18 protein-coding genes are annotated in these 14,226 nt (G+C 60.2%); 11 read left to right on the forward strand and 7 right to left on the reverse strand.

All coding sequences use genetic code 11. The features are described 5' to 3' along the window. Positions 1 to 3: 3 nt before the first annotated feature. Together BLM14_RS18300 and BLM14_RS18305 are read left to right on the forward strand one after the other, a co-directional pair. The gene (locus BLM14_RS18300; RefSeq protein ID WP_100000697.1) at positions 4 to 498 is read left to right on the forward strand and encodes a DUF2244 domain-containing protein; all 495 of its coding nucleotides are present in this window, start codon (positions 4 to 6) and stop codon (positions 496 to 498) included. Positions 499 to 575: 77 nt separating this feature from the next. Beyond that, positions 576 to 1,475 carry a methylated-DNA--[protein]-cysteine S-methyltransferase gene (locus tag BLM14_RS18305; protein WP_100000698.1) on the forward strand — a complete coding sequence of 300 codons (900 nt, stop codon included), beginning with the start codon at positions 576 to 578 and terminating at the stop codon, positions 1,473 to 1,475. A 60-nt stretch (positions 1,476 to 1,535) separates the two neighbouring features. Here the strand turns inward: BLM14_RS18305 and BLM14_RS18310 are convergent, their stop codons facing one another. After that, complete coding sequence (locus tag BLM14_RS18310; RefSeq protein ID WP_100001482.1) at positions 1,536 to 1,829, reverse strand: Dabb family protein; 294 nt, start codon at positions 1,827 to 1,829, stop codon at positions 1,536 to 1,538. Positions 1,830 to 2,032: 203 nt separating this feature from the next. On the opposite strand from BLM14_RS18310, the gene BLM14_RS18315 reads away from it, so the two are divergent. Then, complete coding sequence (locus BLM14_RS18315; RefSeq protein ID WP_100000699.1) at positions 2,033 to 4,714, forward strand: sensor histidine kinase; 2,682 nt, start codon at positions 2,033 to 2,035, stop codon at positions 4,712 to 4,714. After that, the gene (locus tag BLM14_RS18320; protein ID WP_100000700.1) at positions 4,711 to 5,397 is read left to right on the forward strand and encodes a response regulator; all 687 of its coding nucleotides are present in this window, start codon (positions 4,711 to 4,713) and stop codon (positions 5,395 to 5,397) included. Before BLM14_RS18315 ends, BLM14_RS18320 begins: the two co-directional genes overlap by 4 nt. A 30-nt stretch (positions 5,398 to 5,427) precedes the next feature. Here the strand turns inward: BLM14_RS18320 and BLM14_RS18325 are convergent, their stop codons facing one another. Then, positions 5,428 to 6,210, reverse strand: a complete 783-nt coding sequence (locus BLM14_RS18325; protein WP_100000701.1) for an SDR family oxidoreductase — start codon at positions 6,208 to 6,210, stop codon at positions 5,428 to 5,430. A gap of 108 nt (positions 6,211 to 6,318) precedes the next feature. Here BLM14_RS18325 and BLM14_RS18330 point away from each other — a divergent pair, with 108 nt between their 5' ends. Genes BLM14_RS18330 through BLM14_RS18350 form a run of 5 tightly spaced genes read left to right on the forward strand, consistent with a single transcriptional unit; the run spans position 6,319 to position 8,343 of the window. Next, the gene (locus BLM14_RS18330; protein ID WP_100001483.1) at positions 6,319 to 6,780 is read left to right on the forward strand and encodes an OsmC family protein; all 462 of its coding nucleotides are present in this window, start codon (positions 6,319 to 6,321) and stop codon (positions 6,778 to 6,780) included. Positions 6,781 to 6,806: 26 nt separating this feature from the next. After that, positions 6,807 to 7,001: an eL24 family ribosomal protein gene (locus tag BLM14_RS18335; RefSeq protein ID WP_100000702.1), complete on the forward strand. Its 195-nt coding sequence runs from the start codon at positions 6,807 to 6,809 to the stop codon at positions 6,999 to 7,001. Positions 7,002 to 7,059: 58 nt separating this feature from the next. Beyond that, positions 7,060 to 7,392 carry an ArsR/SmtB family transcription factor gene (locus BLM14_RS18340; protein WP_100000703.1) on the forward strand — a complete coding sequence of 111 codons (333 nt, stop codon included), beginning with the start codon at positions 7,060 to 7,062 and terminating at the stop codon, positions 7,390 to 7,392. Positions 7,393 to 7,396: 4 nt separating this feature from the next. Then, entirely contained in the window at positions 7,397 to 7,870 is a 474-nt protein-coding gene (locus tag BLM14_RS18345; RefSeq protein ID WP_100000704.1) for an SRPBCC family protein, read from the forward strand. 11 nt (positions 7,871 to 7,881) lie between these two features. Continuing rightward, entirely contained in the window at positions 7,882 to 8,343 is a 462-nt protein-coding gene (locus tag BLM14_RS18350; RefSeq protein ID WP_100000705.1) for an SRPBCC family protein, read from the forward strand. 12 nt (positions 8,344 to 8,355) lie between these two features. Here the strand turns inward: BLM14_RS18350 and BLM14_RS18355 are convergent, their stop codons facing one another. The 4 genes from BLM14_RS18355 to BLM14_RS18370 all read right to left on the reverse strand — a co-directional run bounded on the left by BLM14_RS18355 (position 8,356) and on the right by BLM14_RS18370 (position 11,694). Further along, on the reverse strand, positions 8,356 to 9,300 hold the full coding sequence (locus BLM14_RS18355; RefSeq protein ID WP_100001485.1) for a DMT family transporter: 945 nt from the start codon (positions 9,298 to 9,300) through the stop codon (positions 8,356 to 8,358). Positions 9,301 to 9,465: 165 nt separating this feature from the next. Then, the gene (locus BLM14_RS18360; RefSeq protein WP_204252032.1) at positions 9,466 to 10,368 is read right to left on the reverse strand and encodes an SDR family oxidoreductase; all 903 of its coding nucleotides are present in this window, start codon (positions 10,366 to 10,368) and stop codon (positions 9,466 to 9,468) included. A 46-nt stretch (positions 10,369 to 10,414) separates the two neighbouring features. After that, entirely contained in the window at positions 10,415 to 10,924 is a 510-nt protein-coding gene (locus BLM14_RS18365; protein WP_100000707.1) for a DUF1097 domain-containing protein, read from the reverse strand. Between the two features lie 29 nt (positions 10,925 to 10,953). Further along, a complete protein-coding gene (locus BLM14_RS18370) occupies positions 10,954 to 11,694 on the reverse strand; it encodes an SDR family oxidoreductase (protein WP_100000708.1) in 741 nt (246 codons plus the stop codon). Positions 11,695 to 11,821: 127 nt separating this feature from the next. Here BLM14_RS18370 and BLM14_RS18375 point away from each other — a divergent pair, with 127 nt between their 5' ends. Beyond that, on the forward strand, positions 11,822 to 12,727 hold the full coding sequence (locus BLM14_RS18375; protein WP_100000709.1) for a LysR family transcriptional regulator: 906 nt from the start codon (positions 11,822 to 11,824) through the stop codon (positions 12,725 to 12,727). Here the strand turns inward: BLM14_RS18375 and BLM14_RS18380 are convergent. Further along, on the reverse strand, positions 12,724 to 13,332 hold the full coding sequence (locus BLM14_RS18380) for a TetR/AcrR family transcriptional regulator (RefSeq protein ID WP_237143403.1): 609 nt from the start codon (positions 13,330 to 13,332) through the stop codon (positions 12,724 to 12,726). The two genes, BLM14_RS18375 and BLM14_RS18380, sit on opposite strands and share 4 nt — an antisense overlap. Before the next feature lie 100 nt (positions 13,333 to 13,432). On the opposite strand from BLM14_RS18380, the gene BLM14_RS18385 reads away from it, so the two are divergent. Further along, positions 13,433 to 14,203, forward strand: coding sequence for an NIPSNAP family protein (locus BLM14_RS18385; protein ID WP_100000710.1), 771 nt, complete (start codon positions 13,433 to 13,435; stop codon positions 14,201 to 14,203). Positions 14,204 to 14,226 lie beyond the last annotated feature (23 nt).

A 14,226-nucleotide genomic window follows, 5' to 3' on the forward strand; every position in this document is an offset into this window, starting at 1 on the left:
ACAATGAACCCTGTTGACCCTGCGGCCATGAACGAGCAAGAAATCTTTCGCGCGCTTCTGGTGCCACACAGGTCGCTTGGCCAGACAGGTTTCCTCATTCTGATGGGCACGCTTGGCGTCAGCAGCTTCTTCACCGGATTGTTTTTCCTGTCGCTCGGTGCATGGCCAGTCTTCGGCTTTTTCGGCCTGGATGTGCTGATCGTCTACATCGCCTTCCGCATGAACTATGCTTCCGGAAAGGTCCATGAAGAGGTAAGCGTTTCGCGCATCGCACTGCAGATTCGCCAGGTTGCTCCCTCCGGCCGGGCAAAACTCCACGAGTTCAATCCGTTCTGGACACGCTTCAGCGTCGCCCGCCACGCGGAAATCGGCATCACGTCGATGCGTGTCGAGGGACAGGGCAAGACCGTGACCATCGGCTCCTTCCTCAATCCCGATGATCGCGAAAGCTTCGCTTCGGCGTTTCAGCTGGCGCTCGCGACGGCCAAGGGCCGATAGTTTCGCTACCTGCAAGAATCGGGTGGCAGAAGCGGCACTGGAGTGGTCATATATCCTCAATAGAGAGGTTAAAAGCTATGAAACCACAGGCCATACTTCAGAAGGACATCACCCCCACCGGCGACGATTATGCGATCGTCAGCCATATCATCGAGCGTATCAGCAAGGATTACCGCGATCAGCCGTCGCTTGAGACGCTGGCCCGCGATACCGGACTGTCGCCGACAGCGTTGCAAAAGCTCTTCACCCGCTGGGCCGGCCTTTCGCCGAAAGGCTTCCTGCAGGCTGTGACCATCGACCATGCCCGCCGCTTGCTCGACGAGGGCATGCCGTTGCTCGAAACGGCTTATGAAACGGGCCTTTCAGGTCCAAGTCGCCTGCACGATCTGTTCGTCACCCATGAAGGCATGTCGCCGGGCGACTACAAGACCCGTGGCGCTGGCCTTACCATCCGCTATGGCTTCCTCATCTCGCCATTCGGACTGGCGCTGATCATGGTGACGGATCGCGGTCTGGCGGGCCTTGCCTTCGCCGACGCCGGAAAGGAGCGTGAAGCGCTCGCCGATATGTCGTCCCGCTGGCCCAATGCCACCTATGTGGAAGATCTTGCCGCAACCGCTCCCTATGCGGCCCGAATCTTCAACCCCGCCGAATGGCGTGCCGACAGACCGCTCAAGGTCGTCACCATCGGAACGGACTTCCAGCTGCGTGTCTGGGAGGCCTTGCTCAAGATCCCGATGGGCAAATGCGTCGCCTATTCGGATATTGCTGCTGATATCGGCTCGCCCAATGCATCGCGCGCTGTCGGGGCGGCGGTCGGGGCCAACCCGGTTTCCTTCGTCGTGCCGTGCCATCGCGCGGTCGGCAAGTCCGGAGCGCTCACTGGTTACCACTGGGGGTTGACCCGCAAGCGGGCAATTCTCGGCTGGGAAGCAGGTCAGTTGAGCGCTGGAGCAGATATGAGCCAGGCAGGCTGAGTTCGCACCGCATCTTCCCAGGTATGCTCTCGAAAGCCCGGCAAATTGTCGGGCTTTTCGTTAGCTCAGGGTCGATACCACGTCGGCGGAGATGCGCAGTTCACGCAAGGGGCGGACGACGGCTGTCGTCTCGCTGTAGATCGGATGCGCCTTGTAGGCAGCCAGTGCCTCGGCATCCTTGAACTCGCCATAGACGACCACGTCGATCTCACCGGAGATCGGATCGGTCTTGGTGTTCGTCATCACTTCAAAGACGGTGGAATGCGGAATTTCGCCAAGCCGCCGCAGGCCAGCGGCGATTGCCTCGACGTCTTCCGGGTTACGAGCGCTGAAGAATACAATATGACGGATCACGTTCTGATTTCCTGCTGTATTTGACTGCGCTGGACTTTTCATAGGAAGTCCCCCTCCGTCAATAGATGCGCTGTCGCAGCTTGATGAGAGGCATGAATTCAGCGACGATGCGGGTCTGCCCTTGGCATTTGCGGCCAAGCTGGGCTAAACGTTCTGGTGCCCGGCCGGTTATCGACGGGCGGCATGATTAATTTGAGGCGTAAATGGCCGATCACGGTCAAAAAAATCGACCAGATCCCGATAAATTGCTGGAACTTGCCGCCCGTGAAACGCGCGGCAAGCTGACTGTTTTTCTGGGAGCGGCGCCCGGCGTCGGCAAGACTTACGCCATGCTTTTGCGCGCCCGCCGACTGAAGGAAGATGGCGACGATATCGTCATTGGTCTCGCCGAAACCCATGGCCGCGCCGAGACGGCGGAATTGCTGGAGGGTCTTGAGGTCATGCCTCGCCGGCAGGTCACCTATCGCGACCGCTCGCTGGAAGAATTCGACCTCGACGCAGCGATAACTCGCAAGCCGAAAATTCTCGTGGTCGACGAACTCGCCCACACCAATGTGCCGGGCAGCCGTCACCCCAAGCGCTATCAGGATATCGAGGAACTGCTCTGGCAGGGCATCGATGTCTGGACCGCCATGAACGTCCAGCATCTGGAAAGCCTGAACGATCTGGTCACCAGCATTACCGGGGTTACCGTTCGCGAGATCGTTCCCGACACGGTCCTTAAACGGGCTGATGAGGTCTTGCTTGTCGATCTGCCGCCGGCGGAACTGATCGAACGGTTGAAGGAGGGCAAGGTCTATCTGCCCGGCAATGCCGAACGGGCGGCCGAAGGCTTCTTCAAACCGGCCAATCTGACGGCCCTGCGCGAATTGGCGCTGCGGCGCACCGCCGACCGTGTCGATGATCAGATGATCGACCTGTTGCGGCAGAACGCCATCGAGGGACCTTGGGCGACCGGCGAGCGCCTGCTCGTCTGCGTCGGCCCCGACAGCCTGTCCGACAAGGTCGTGCGCACCGCCAGCCGCCTGGCTTCAGGGCTCAATGCCCGCTGGCTGGTAGTTTCACTCACCCAGACCAATGATGCGGGCGCAGAGACCAGCAGGCGCATCGACGAACTGCTCGATCTCGCGGAGCGGCTTGGTGCAGAAACACGGCGTGTCATCGCACAGGATTTCGTCGAGGAAATCTTCCGTATCGCCCGGCGTGAAAACGTCACCCAGATTGTCGTCGGGCGTCCCAAGTCGCGGCGATTTGCCAATCCCTTCCGGCGTTCCCTGCCCGACGAGATCATCAAGCGCTTTACCGATATCGGTGTGCATATCGTCACCGGCGAAGAACAGGGTACGCCCTACGTGCCGCCAAAAATGCGCAAGCGATCCCGCCGCGAACTTGCGGTCGCCATCGCGATTCCCGCTGTTACAACGGGCGTGACAACGTTGCTTGGCCTCGGCGCAAGCAATATTGTCCATCCGCAAAATCTTTCCATGCTGTTTCTTGTCGCCGTGATCCTCTCGGCAATGATCAGCGGTCGGCTTTCTGCCGTTATCGCCGCCGGCCTCTCCTTTTTTCTGTACAATTTTTTCTTCCTCGAGCCACTGCATGATCTTAGCATCGCCAAGCCACATCAGTTGTTTTCGCTGATCATATTCCTGGCGGTCGCCCTGATGATCGGTGATCTTGCCGGTCGATTGCGCGACCAGGTCGACCGCTCGCGCAATCAGGCGAAGAACACTCAGGCGCTTTACGAATTCTCACGCAAGCTCTCCGGTACGGCGCGGCTGGACGATGTCCTGGTTTCCACGGCCACGCACCTGCATTCGACCTTTGGAACCGGCGTCGCCATCCTGCTGCCAAACGACGAAGACCTGGCGATACAGGCCGTATGGCCGCCGGACATGACCTTGGATGGTACGGACATGACCGCCGTACGCTGGGCTTATGAGAAAAACGAACGTGCCGGCCATGACACGGCGACATTGCCGCTGATCGACTGGCAATTTCTCCCCATCCTCACCTCGCATGGGGTGGCCGGTGTAGTGGGCCTCTCCTTGCAGCGCCATCCGCCATTGACCGAGAACGAAGACCGCATGCTCACCGCGATCCTCGATCAGACAGCAATTGCGATCGACCGCGCGCAGCTCGTTCGGGAAAATGCCAAGACCACGGCACTGCAGGAAAGTGAAAAACTTCACACCGCGCTGTTCTCGTCGCTCTCCCATGACCTGAAGACGCCGCTCGCATCGATCACCGGTGCTGTGACCACCCTGCGCCAGCTTGGCAGCCGCATCAAAGCCGACACACGCGACGATCTCCTGTTGTCCATTGAGGAAGAAGCCGCGCGTCTCACACGTTTTGTCGCCAATCTCTTCGACATGACGCGGATCGAAGCCGGGACGCTCAAGGTCAAGAATGTGCCTGTCGATGCGGCGGACGTCATTGCCTCGTCCATCGAGCGAATGAAGAAACTGAAACCGGAAATCGCCATCGAGATCAGCATCGCTCCTGATCTTCCCACGGTGAGCGGCGACCCCTCCATGCTCGGCCAGGTGCTGTTCAATTTGCTGGACAATGCTGCCAAATATGCCGGAGATGGGCCCATCGCCATCTATGCAAGGCAGGATGAATCGGAAGTTGCAATCAGCGTCACTGATCAGGGCAAGGGCATTCCGCCCAAGGACCTCGACAAGATTTTCGACAAGTTCTACCGGCGCGCCAAAGGTGATGGCCGCGCGCCGGGGACAGGGCTTGGCTTGTCGATCGCCCGAGGCTTCGTTGAATCCATGGGTGGAACGATCAAGGCGGAAAGCCCCGCCATCCGCAAGCGTGGAACCCGGTTCATCGTCCGGCTTCCCGCCACGCCCGACGATGAGGCAAAATCGGCATGAACCAGCACCGCATCCTCGTTGTCGATGACGAGCCTCAGATCCAGCGTTTTCTCAATCCGGCGCTGACCGCTTCGGGTTACGAGGTCATCATGGCCTCGACCGGTGCCGAAGCCGAGCGGCTGATCGCCACCAGCGCACCCGATCTAGTCATTCTCGACCTCGGTCTTCCCGACAAGGATGGCAAGGACGTGATCGAGACAGTACGGGCTTTTTCCGACGTGCCGATTATCGTCCTGTCGGCGCGTGACCGCGAGACCGAGAAGATTGCTTCGCTTGATCTCGGCGCCAATGACTATGTCGAGAAACCCTTCGGCATCGGTGAATTGCTGGCGCGGGTACGTACTGCACTGCGCCGGCAAGTGGCGGGTACCAGCGTCCCGTCACGCTTCGAGGCCAACGGACTTGTCGTCGACATGACCAAGCGCATTGTCACGCGCAATGGCGAAGAGGTGCACCTGACGCGCAAGGAATACCAGTTGCTGGTCCACCTCGTCCTGCATGCCGGATTGGTGGTGACGCATCGCCAGCTTCTCGCCTCGGTCTGGGGCGGCGCCCATGTGGAAGACCTGCAATATCTGCGCGTCTTCGTCGGCCAGTTGCGCGCGAAGATCGAGGACGATGCCAACAATCCGCAGTTCATCCGCACCGAGGCCGGTGTTGGTTATCGTTTTATCGCGGAGTGAGGGGTGCTGGCAGCCGCCCGGGTGACTCGCCTACCCCAACGTCGAATTGAATGCGCCGCCATCGAGCAGCAGGTTCTGGCCGACAATAAAGCCCGAAAACTGGCTGCAGAGGAAAGCCGCGGCTGCACCAAATTCTTCCGCCGTACCATAACGTCCGGTCGGATTGCCAGAATGGGCTTCGGCCCGCGCCTCCTCGATGGAAATCCCCTTCTCCTTGGCGGTCCGTTCGATGAATCCCTTGGTGCGATCCGTATCGTGCGAACCTGGCAACAGATTGTTGATGATGACGCCGTGCTTGGCGACCTGCCGCGCGGTTCCGGCGACAAAGCCGGTCAGGCCGCTGCGAGCCGCATTGGAAAGCCCGAGTTGCGCAATCGGGGATTTGACTGAACCCGAGGTGATGTTGACCACCCGTCCCCATTTTCGCTCGATCATGCCCGGAAGGATGGCGTTCATCAAAAGGATCGGCGTCAGCATGTTGTTGTTGATCGCCTTCAGCCATTCTTCCTCGCCCCATTCCGACCAGACGCCGGCAGGAGGACCACCGGCATTGTTGATCAGAATATCCGGTTGCGGTTCTACCCTCAGAAGCGCCTGACGTCCTGCTTCCGTCGTCACATCCTCGGCAACGATCTGCACCTTGACGCCGTATCTGCCGGCAATCTCCTTGGCCGTCGCACGCAGGGTTTCCTCGGTGCGTGCGTTCAGTGTGAGATCAACCCCGGCTTCCGCCAGCTTTTCTGCAACGCCGCGGCCAAGCCCTTTTGAGCTCGCACAGACGATGGCGCGTTTGCCTTTGATACCCAGATCCATGATGTCCTCGCCGATTCCTGTATGATGATCCTGATGATCCCTTATCGACAATTCCGGTACGCTTTGACAAGCTCGCGCCAAACAAATCAGAATCAGGAAACGCAAGAGATGACCACATTCGGTGCAACAGTGCTTTGGACCCGGACGGAAGGCACAGCCTTCACCGACAACAAATATAGCCGGGCGCATGTCTGGCAGTTCGATGGCGGTGCGGAAGTGCCGGCCTCCTCTTCGCCGCATATTGTCCGCGTGCCTTTTTCCGCGCCGGAGAATGTCGATCCGGAAGAGGCCTATGTAGCCTCTATTTCGAGCTGCCACATGCTGTTCTTTCTCGCAGGCGCCGCGAAGAAAGGCTTTGTCATCGACGAATACAGGGATGCAGCGGAAGGCGAGCTCGCCAAGAATGACCGGGGTAAGCTCTATGTCCGCCGCGTGACGCTGAAACCGCATGTGATCTATGCCGGCGCGGCGCCTGATCGCGAGACCGAGGAGCACATGCACCACGACGCGCATGAAGAGTGTTTCATCGCCAATTCTGTTCTCACCCATATCGAAGTTGAACCGGTCTGAAACCTGCTCACTGCGGAGGATACACATTGTCGGAACTCAAGATCAGCGATGCAATCAACACCACCTGTCCATGGTCGGGTGATCCGATCAAGGAGGACAGCCTCACCCTTTACAACGGCGCCGTCGTCGGCTTCTGCAATCCCGGCTGCCGCGACAAGTTCGAAAAGGCGATCAATCATTTCGAGGCCGCGCTTGTTCATGCGAGGCACGAAGCCGTTTAGGAATGGCAGGCAGCATGAAGATGATTGACAATTCCCTCGGATAAATATACTTAAGTATATGCTTAACCAAACGACCCCACTAGACCTCATGTTCCAGGCTCTCGCGGATCCTTCGCGGCGCATCATGGTCGAACGGCTGAGCCGCGGACCGGCCTCCGTCAGTGAGCTTGCCAGGCCGCTCACCATGTCGCTTCCGGCGGTGGTGCAGCATTTACAGGTGCTGGAGGCTAGCGGGCTGGTTCGCTCGGAAAAGGTCGGACGTGTTCGCACCTGCCACATCGATTGGGCAGCCCTGCAGACGGCCGAGGATTGGATGATGGACCGGCGCAAGAATTGGGAGCGACGCCTCGACAGGCTGGGCGACTTTCTCGCCGAACAGGAAAAGGGATAGATCAATGACCAAACGGTCCGTGAAGCACGACACCTTTGTTATTGAACGCAGCTATTCAGCGGCCCCTTCCAGGGTCTTCTTTGCCTTGAGCGACCCGCAAGCGAAAGCGAAGTGGTTCCGGGGCCCAGTAGAATGGGGTCCCGAGGGGCACCAAATGGATTTCCGGGTCGGGGGTCGCGAAACGAGCACAGGCGGGCCGAAAGACGGGCCGCAGCACAGGTTCGACGCAATCTACCAGGATATCGTGCCGGACCGGCGCATCGTCTACAGCTACGACATGCACCTGGATGACAAGCGTATCTCGGTTTCTCTGGCCACAATGGAGCTGAAACCGGAAGGTACCGGCACCAGGCTGATCTTCACCGAACAGGGTGCCTATCTCGACGATTTCGACGATCCATCGCTGCGCAGGCAGGGGACTGAAGATCTGCTCGACGCCCTGGGCGCATCCTTGAAAGGTGCTCCCGTCAACGCTTGAGGAAACCGACGATGACGCAGCGTTCAGTGCTGCACAACACTTTCATCCTCGACCGCGTGTACGCAGCCCCTTGCGCCCGCGTCTTCGCGGCCTGGGCCAATCCGGAAGCGAAGGCGCACTGGTTTGTCGGGTCCGACGGCTGGCGGCGCAGCCAGTACCAGCTCGACTTCCGCGTCGGAGGCAAGGAGATCAATCGCGGTGCCGTGAAGGGCGGGGCGATCTGCACTTACGAAGCGCTCTATCAGGATATCGTTCCCGACCAGCGCATCGTCTACACCTATGACATGTTCATGAAAAACCGGCGCCTATCCGTTTCGTTGACGACGGTCGAATTCCGCCCCGATCGCAAAGGTACGCGGCTGATCCTGACGGAACACGGCGCCTATCTTGACGGCGAGGACAAGCCCAAATTCCGCGAGCGTGGTACCAACGCATTGCTCGACCGCCTTGGTGTTGCGCTGCGGCAGCACTAGGGTCAGGACCTGTTAATCCCCCGAACCTGTGACCACTGTTTCCGCCGCGGTCTTGATGCGTCCCTGGCGCTTCAGCTGCTGTTCGCGGAAAAGGATGAAGAGGCCCGAGGCAACGATGAAGCCTGCGCCGATCAGCATCGGCAACCGGGGGATGTCGCCAAAAACCAGCCAGCCAAAGAGAATCGCCCATAGCAGCAGCGTGTATTGCAGCGGTGCAACCGTTGCCGCATCCGCCAGCTTCAGCGCCCTGTTGACCAGCACGTGGGCGAGCATGGCGACGACACCAAGCAGTCCCAGCAGGAAAAGGTCGCGCAGGCTCACTGGCGTCCATTCGAGGCTCACCGAAACCAGTCCGGCGAGCCCGGCGCCGACAATCTGCCAGAACACCAGTGTCGTGTCCGGCGTGCCACGCAGGGTGCGGCCAAGCAGCAGCATCGCGGCAAATGTCATGCTGCCGAGGATCGAAATCAGCGCTTGCGGTGTGAGAGCCTGCGCGGATGGTTCGAGCGCAATGACCACGCCGATAAAGCCGACAATAATGGCGCTCCAGCGCCGCCAGCCGACCGGTTCCTTCAGTACGAAGGGCGAGATCGCCGCCACATAGATGGGCACGGCCAGCCAGTAGGTCATCACATCGGCCAGCGGCAGGTAGGAGACGGCAAAATAGAAGGCAAAGACTTCAGCCGTGGACATGAAGACGCGTGCAGCCTGCATGGCGGGCCGTTCCACCTGCACAAGTTTTTTCACTCCACCAAACCATAGAAACGGTGCAAGAACGATCAAGGCAGCGACACTGCGGATGAACACCACCTGCCCGACCGAATAGGTCGATACCAGCCATTTGCCCATGACGTCATTCAACGAAAACATCAGCATGCCGAGCAGCATCAGCAATACGCCGCGGCGGGCGGCGGAGGGTACGGATGCGCTGAAAATCGTTGCCGGGGCGGTGGACATGGAGTCGTTTCCTGAAATTGCATATTTTTCGACTGCTTTGAGCCATTTTCCGCCGCCAATCCAGCCGGAAAGCGAAAAACCCGGCGGTCCATTGCGTTTTTTCTTCAATGCAAGAAAACAGGGCCGCATGGGCAGCCCTGTTTTCTCGATCGCGGCAGGTGACATTCAGGCCTTGCGCACGACCTTGGCCTGCAGCAGATCGGCGATCCCGATGCGGCGGGCGAAATCGGTGCGCACCTCTTCGGCAAGTTCGATGACTTCCTTTGCGCCATCGCCGACGAAGTCGATGACCGAACGGGCTGGGCGCGAACCCGCAGGCAGACCGACAATGCGGACAATCTCGTCGGCTACGGCCTTGGGATCGGCGTCGTCCGGTGTCAGGGCGCTCAGCCTTTCACCGACCTGATCCATGATCCCGTCATAGCGGTCATAGGCGGCAGCGCGCGACGCGTCGGCAGGTTTGCCGGCGGTCGGGAAATGCGATGTTCCCCTGGTGAAGGCACCCGGAACGACAATCGAGGTTTCAATGCCGAAGCGCGCAATTTCATAGGACAAGGTGATCGCAAGCGAATCCATCGCTGCCTTTGCCGCCGCGTAGGGGCCCATGAAGGGAGGAAAGCCACCCTTGGTCGTCGTGCTGCTGATCCACAGCATCAGGCCGGATTCCTGCGCCCGCAACTGCGGCAGGGCTGCCCGGTTGACCCGCTGCGCGCCAAGGAAGTTGGTATCGAAGACCTTGACGATTTCCTCTGGTGTGAAGGCTTCGGTCGGGCCGATGACCAGATGACCGGCATTTTGCATGACGACATCGAGATGGCCCTGCTCACTGACGATGGTTGCGACCGCGGCATCGGCCGATTCCTGCGAAAGGACATCGAGTTCGAGTGGGCGAAGATCGGCATTCCTGGCTTTGGCCCAGGCGCGGACGTCGTCGGCACGCTGCTTGTTGCGGCCATCCACGTCGCGCATGCTGGCGTAGACGATATGACCGGCTTCGGCCAGGGATTCAGCGGTGAGCTTGCCAATGCCGCTTCCGGCGCCGGTAACGAGAACAACTGATTGCATGATCCTGTTCCTTCTAGGTTTCAGTGTTTGGATTTGGCGAAATGGGGGGTCAGTTCGCGGATTGCAGCAGGCGCCGTTGCGAGATGTGGGAGACCCAGCCGGCAAATGATCCGAGGGCACTGGCACCGCCAAGTTCACCTGCTGCGACAAGCGAGGGTTCGAGGTGCGCTGCGAAGAAGGCGATCATCCCGAGGAAGTAGCAGAGCAGATTGTTGAGTGGCGGTACGGCGCGCAGGGAGACGACGACCATGGCGGCGCCGAACACCACCAGCGGCAGCGCAAGCGAGCCGAGGGAGGGCGCGAGACTGCCTATTGCCAGCGCCGCGGTCATGCCAAAGCCGATGCCGATCAGTACGCAGGCGAGATTGGCTGCGCCGTCCCTTGCACTGAGGCCGCGGGTGTAGAACGCGACCCAGCCAATGAATACCGCCCAGGCCGGGAGGGTCAGCGCCACGCTCGCGCCAATGGCGAGAGCGGCAGTGGCTGCGGCCGTCGCCGTGAAGGCCACGGACATCAGCGGGGATTGCGACGAGGACGACGCGTTATGGTTCGTTGTCATCTGACTTTCCTTTCAGGGAATGACCGGGATCAAACGAGGCCGCCATTAGCGCGCAGGATCTGGCCGTTGACCCAGCCGCAATCCGGACCGGCAAGGAACGAGATGACACTGGCGATGTCTTCGGGCTGGCCAAGACGTTCGAGCGGCGCCGCCTTGCTGAATTGCTGGATCAGCTCGTCGCTCTTGCCGGTGAGGAAGAGGTCAGTGGCAATCGGCCCGGGAGCCACGGCATTGACGGTGATGTTGCGGCCGCGCAATTCCTTGGCGACGACGTGGGTGAAGGTCTCGACAGCTGCCTTGGTACCGGCATAGACCGCATAGCCGGGCAGGTTCGTGCCGATGACCGAGGTGGAGAAATTGACGATCCGCCCGCCATTGTTCATGCGCGTTGCGGCCTCGCGTAATGTGTTGAATGTTCCCTGCACATTGATGGCGAAGGTCTGCTCGAAGACCGTATCGCTTGTCTCCGCCAGCGGCATGACTTTCATGATGCCGGCATTGTTGACGAGCACATCGATCTTGCCGAGTTTGGCTTCCGTGGTGTCGAACATCACGCGGACATCGTCCGCCTTCGACACGTCCGCCTTGACTGCGATCGCCGTATGGCCGGCCTTTTCGAGCTTTTCGACAAGCGCATCAGCCTCCCCCGAGCTGCTGGCATAATTGACCACCACGGCAAAACCGTCGGCGGCAAGGCGCTGGGCGACAGCGGCGCCAATGCCGCGGGCTGCGCCAGTAATGATGGCAACTTGCTTCTGAACCTGTGTCATTGTTTTTGAACTCCGTGTTCGTGTTGACAATGACCACACTATGTCCCAAACGAAATTCGGGATAATTAGTCAATATTTGGCATCACTATTCGAATTTCGGCAACAATAGATCAGACGGGTCTCACCAATGGATCGCTTTCAGGAGATGCAGATCTTTGTGCGTATCATCGAGCGGCGCAGCTTCACCAAGGCCGCCGACGATCTGCACATACCCCGCGCCACCCTCACCAACGCCATGAAGCGCATGGAAGACCGCCTCGGAGCACGGCTGCTCGACCGGACGACGCGCCGGGTCAACCCAACGCTTGATGGCGAGGCCTATTACGATCGCTGCCTGCGTCTTCTTGCGGATATGGACGAGGCGGAAGGCTCGTTTCGCGATGCCGCGCCGAAGGGCCTGCTGCGCGTCAACCTGCAGGGCACCCTTGCCCGGCATTTCGTCATTCCCGCCCTGCCCGCCTTCCTTGCACGCTATCCGGCGCTTGAACTCAGCATCGGCGAGGGCGACCGGCTGGTTGATCTGGTGCGCGAAGGCATCGATTGCGTGTTGCGGGCTGGAGATCTGCAGGATTCATCCATGGTTGGCCGCCGGGTTGCGCAAATGGAGCAAGTTACCTGTGCCAGTCCCGACTATCTCGCTCGCCACGGCGAACCGAAGGACTGGAAGGATTTTGCCGGACATCTTGCGGTCAATTATGTGTCGAGCACCACGGGCAGGCCCTACCCGCTCGAATTCAACACCAGCGAAGGCCTGAAGCTGGTGACGCTGGCGGGGCCTGTCGCGGTGACGGGAGCAGACGTCTATACGGCTTCGGCGGTCGCCGGCCTCGGCTTCATACAGGTACCGCGCTACCGCATTGCCGCGGAGCTGGCGGAAGGCACGTTGCGCGTGGTGCTGCCCGATTGCCCGCCACTTCCGATGAGCGTCTCGGTGCTCTACCCGCAGAACCGCCAGCTTTCATCGCGCGTGCGCGCCTTCGCCGACTGGCTCACCGAGATTTTTGCTCAGGCTCCGGGCCGAGTGGCGACCTAGCGCAACAGTGTCTCCAATTGCACCGCGCAGGCCCGCAGCGGCTCGGCGCTCTGGCTGGCCTTGGCCATCGCCATGGCGCCGGAATAACTCGCGACCACCAGCGTGGCGAGATCGTGCGCCCGCGATGCATCCATGTCCGGCCTGTCGGAGTGCAATCTTAGCGACAAAGCCGACCGCCACCGGTCAAAGACCCCATTGACCGCCTCGCGGAAATCCGCATCCGACAGGGAAAGCTCCAGCGCCAGATTGTTGAGCGGGCATCCAGACACGGCCCGGTTGCGCTCCAGCGTATCGGCAACACCATTGAACACGGCACGAATGCCAGCCGCCGCCGATGAAGCGGTGGCAATGGGCTGTATGGCCGTTGCATCGACCTCCGGCGCCACCCTTTCGGCAATGACGGCGAGACCGAGCGCTTTCTTGGTGGCAAAATGGTGATGCAGTGCACCGCCGGTCGTTGCCGCCCCGCGCACAACATCATGCATGCTGGTGGCGTTGTAGCCCTGCCGCTGGAAGAGAACGGCCGCCACATCGAGAATCCGCGAACGCATGGCCTGCGGATTGTTGGTGCGTTTGGGTTTAACCGGATTGTCCTCAGTCATCATTCACCTCGCCTCGCCACAGAATAGCAAATTGACAAAACAGGACAACCGGTCTTATTCAAAACAGGACAACCTGTTTGTTTTATATAAAGAGGAGGAACTGATGTCTGTTAAAGCCCCGCAAACCCACCTTGCACCAGTCGACGAAACCCGGCTCTACAGCCCGATCGCGGAATTGCGCCGCTACACGCTGCACCCCGGGCGCCGGGATGATCTGATTGCCCTGTTCGACACGCATTTCCTGGAAGGCCAGGAATCCTGCGGCATGAAGATCATCGGCCAGTTCAGGGATCTGGACGATCCCGATGCCTTTGTCTGGCTGCGTGGCTTCGATGACATGCAGGCCCGCCACGCAGCGCTGACCCGTTTTTACGACGGGCCTGTCTGGGGTGCACACAGCAATACCGCCAACGGCACGATGATCGATTCGGACGACGTCCTGCTGCTGCATCCGGTAGAAGATGCGGGCGGCTTTACGCTGCCGGGCGAGCGGCCTGGTCTCGGTTCCAGCGATTTGCCCCGCGCTATCATCCAGGCGGTGACCTACAAGCTCGCGTCACCCGCCGAAGCAGGGTTCCTCGCCTTTTACAGGGAGGCACTTGCACCGGTTCTTCACACGGCTGGCGAGGACCGCATCGGCCTCTTCGCCTCCGAGCACAGCGAGAACACCTTCACGCGCCTGCCCGTGCGCCTTGGCGAGAATGTCGTGGTTGCCTTTTCGCGGTTCGACAGCGTCGCCGCCCAAGCCGATTTCACCAGCGTCCTCGCGAGCAATTCTGCATGGCTGTCCGCCCAGAAGGCGCTTTCGCGGTATCTCATCGCCCCGCCGGTGATTGCACGATTGGCGCCGACGCGGAGATCGCTGTTGCGGTAGGCGAGGCTCTGCGCACACCCCAG

Source organism: Phyllobacterium zundukense, assembly GCF_002764115.1.
GTDB lineage: Bacteria > Pseudomonadota > Alphaproteobacteria > Rhizobiales > Rhizobiaceae > Phyllobacterium > Phyllobacterium zundukense.

Bases quoted from the DNA above. Each gene is read 5' to 3' on its own strand.
- BLM14_RS18325 (WP_100000701.1), bottom strand. From the start codon at position 6,210: ATGGATCTGGGTATCAAAGGCAAACGCGCCATCGTCTGTGCGAGCTCA.
- BLM14_RS18345 (WP_100000704.1), top strand. From the start codon at position 7,397: ATGACCAAACGGTCCGTGAAGCACGACACCTTTGTTATTGAACGCAGC.
- BLM14_RS18315 (WP_100000699.1), top strand. From the start codon at position 2,033: ATGGCCGATCACGGTCAAAAAAATCGACCAGATCCCGATAAATTGCTG.
- BLM14_RS18330 (WP_100001483.1), top strand. From the start codon at position 6,319: ATGACCACATTCGGTGCAACAGTGCTTTGGACCCGGACGGAAGGCACA.
- BLM14_RS18320 (WP_100000700.1), top strand. From the start codon at position 4,711: ATGAACCAGCACCGCATCCTCGTTGTCGATGACGAGCCTCAGATCCAG.
- BLM14_RS18380 (WP_237143403.1), bottom strand. From the start codon at position 13,332: ATGATGACTGAGGACAATCCGGTTAAACCCAAACGCACCAACAATCCG.
- BLM14_RS18365 (WP_100000707.1), bottom strand. From the start codon at position 10,924: ATGACAACGAACCATAACGCGTCGTCCTCGTCGCAATCCCCGCTGATG.
- BLM14_RS18385 (WP_100000710.1), top strand. From the start codon at position 13,433: ATGTCTGTTAAAGCCCCGCAAACCCACCTTGCACCAGTCGACGAAACC.
- BLM14_RS18340 (WP_100000703.1), top strand. From the start codon at position 7,060: ATGCTTAACCAAACGACCCCACTAGACCTCATGTTCCAGGCTCTCGCG.
- BLM14_RS18350 (WP_100000705.1), top strand. From the start codon at position 7,882: ATGACGCAGCGTTCAGTGCTGCACAACACTTTCATCCTCGACCGCGTG.
- BLM14_RS18305 (WP_100000698.1), top strand. From the start codon at position 576: ATGAAACCACAGGCCATACTTCAGAAGGACATCACCCCCACCGGCGAC.
- BLM14_RS18355 (WP_100001485.1), bottom strand. From the start codon at position 9,300: ATGTCCACCGCCCCGGCAACGATTTTCAGCGCATCCGTACCCTCCGCC.
- BLM14_RS18370 (WP_100000708.1), bottom strand. From the start codon at position 11,694: ATGACACAGGTTCAGAAGCAAGTTGCCATCATTACTGGCGCAGCCCGC.
- BLM14_RS18375 (WP_100000709.1), top strand. From the start codon at position 11,822: ATGGATCGCTTTCAGGAGATGCAGATCTTTGTGCGTATCATCGAGCGG.
- BLM14_RS18300 (WP_100000697.1), top strand. From the start codon at position 4: ATGAACCCTGTTGACCCTGCGGCCATGAACGAGCAAGAAATCTTTCGC.